Below are 2,364 nucleotides of genomic sequence, written 5' to 3'. Positions count from 1 at the left end.
GCGAAGCTGGGCTTCAGAACCGAAACCGCAGAGCCTGCCAGTTTTGATTACCTGGATGGAAAAAACCAGCCCACTGGATTCTTCCGCAGCCTTATCAACTCGCTCTACGAGGCTGCGACCGGTGATCCGCGAACCAGTCATGCCCTGGTTAAGCATAATTATCAGCGCCTGCTGGATAAAATTGACAGCGGAAGCAACCGTTACTCTCCGATGGAATACTGGAGAGCACTTCATAATCCTGATTATCGCGACGTTATTCAGAAAACAATCGTAAAACATCCCAGCGACTGGTACTTCAAAAAAGGCGATGCTATCTGGCAACCGTTCCTCAATGCGCTGAAGAAAGACGCCCCGGAATGGAAGAAATACAGCGAAGATTTTCTTGATAAAATGGCATGGATGCAGGATGTGTCCACTGAGAAACTAGGGCCTTCGTTGTGGCATATGCACCCAATAATGTTTTTAGGGACAATGATTAGCATAAAAAAACGACATTCGGGGCTTTTCACTGTACAGGATGGGAAAGAAGCTTTACGTAAAATATATGATAAATACGGTAAAGACATGTCTGTAATAGTTGAAAGAATGTTTCGTATCGAGACCAAACACTTTACTTCTGGTCAATATCAACATTGTGGTGCTCCTGGTATGGAGGTGCATGGTGCTCTGTCAGCATACGGATGGAGTTCTGACTTTTTCTCGCAACATCCAGAATATCAACCGACTGGGATTTGGAGTAAAAAAGAAGGAAGAGGGTTAAGTAGACGGGGAGGGAATGCCCAAGTCACAGATAAGCCAAAGCAATTTGTAGTATTCGATTCTGTTGAAAGTTCGATGGAATATATTGTGTACTATATTAATAAGCACGGCGGAAACTATGCCCGATGGTACTCAACCCAAGACTCAGCACAAAAACTTTACAGAGAAGAATGTGGGGCGATCAATCCCAGATTCACTAATGAATTTTCTGAGGTGAAAGCATGATCAAGTTTAAAGTACTTTCTTTTGTTTTATTGACTTACTCTATCTCAGCATTTTCAAGTGTTACTGATGATGATTTTGATAGATGCTCACAATTCTTAGATAAAATAGTGGCTTCTAGTAATGCAAGTTTGATAAAAGAGTTGAAAGTGGATAGGAGTCTCATTAAAGCAGATGTTGACAGTGTCAGTGGCAATGATATAAATGCTAAAGTTCAATTCAATAAAATGCAGTCAACTGACACTCCAGGCGAAGGCTTTCTTTTATGGATGAAATATAATTATCTCAAATTTAATTTGGAGGATGTTACTATTGATCCAGATAATCCACAAAAATTAAAGTTTGATAATAGATACTCGTCAATATATCTCAACTGCCTAAATAAAAAAGAAATTTACAAAGTTAATGGTGATTCCAGATTACAGTTTTATAAAGATGATAAATTATCAACCCCAGAAGTCGGTGTATTTATATTACCAGGAGAATATGTGGAAATTGAAAGAAACTCAGGGGGCGCCTCGTATGTTAAATATCAAGCAAAAAACGGCGTGGCATATTCTTCATGGGTGGATTCTAGCCGCATACAGAAATCCTCTCCAGACACCATTAAAAACTAAATAACTATTCTTTAAGGTTGTTTTCTATATTGAACTGTAGCCGGATGAAAAGCAGAGGATTGAAATGATTAAACTCATGTCATCCATCTTATTATGTTGTTTTTGTTGCTATTCCTTTGCTAAGGATTTTTGTTCCGATCTATCCAAAACAGCCGAGAAGGAGCAAGCATATGTAGATCATTCCATGAATATATTTAAGGTTGTATCGAAAACAAGACTTTACTTCAACAGCGCGCCAAGTGAACAATGCAAGATTAATAATTTATTTTTAGTTGATGGTGAAGTTGTTTCAGGATACACCACTCTTAATGGATATTTGTTTGCATCATATTTCAAGAAAAATGGCGATTCGGTCGATGGGTGGCTCAAACTATCAGATTTAAAAAATACTGGATATACTAGTGGTCCATCAAGTGATGAACAAACTGTTTTTAATATTATTCCAGATATCATAAAGAAGAACAAACTAACTAAAGCGCCTGAAAAATGCATCAACATCAGTGGCGATGATACAGATAATAAATACTATAAGTTCGCTATAACCAAAGAATCGCTTGAAGAATGTAAAGACGTTCAGGTCACTCCATTTAGCATTTTGGTTAAAAAAGGAACTCAAGAAATGTACACAAATCAAGGGGATAGTATTGATAAATTTCACCCAATTGAATGAAGTTAAAAATCAAATCACATAAAATGATGATTGCTATAGAAAGGAGATAATACGCCAACATCAAAAAAGGTGATGCTGATCTCCTCCCTGAAAACA

Annotated in this window: 2 protein-coding genes and 1 pseudogene; all 3 read left to right on the top strand. The window is 37.7% G+C overall.

Annotated features, from left to right (window positions below):
• A pseudogene (locus tag FEK43_RS23270) lies at positions 1-984 on the top strand (hypothetical protein); the annotation flags it as partial.
• Positions 981-1,598 carry a hypothetical protein gene (locus tag FEK43_RS22755; RefSeq protein ID WP_135383446.1) on the top strand — a complete coding sequence of 206 codons (618 nt, stop codon included), beginning with the start codon at positions 981-983 and terminating at the stop codon, positions 1,596-1,598. The pseudogene FEK43_RS23270 and the gene FEK43_RS22755, both read left to right, overlap by 4 nt.
• A gap of 64 nt (positions 1,599-1,662) precedes the next feature.
• Positions 1,663-2,268: a hypothetical protein gene (locus tag FEK43_RS22750; protein ID WP_135383447.1), complete on the top strand. Its 606-nt coding sequence runs from the start codon at positions 1,663-1,665 to the stop codon at positions 2,266-2,268.
• Positions 2,269-2,364: the final 96 nt, after the last annotated feature.

This window comes from Escherichia sp. E2562 (assembly GCF_005781075.1).
Classification (GTDB): domain Bacteria; phylum Pseudomonadota; class Gammaproteobacteria; order Enterobacterales; family Enterobacteriaceae; genus Escherichia.
Note: the sequence above shows the minus strand (reverse complement) of the source record. Positions and strands in the feature narration are given on the sequence as shown.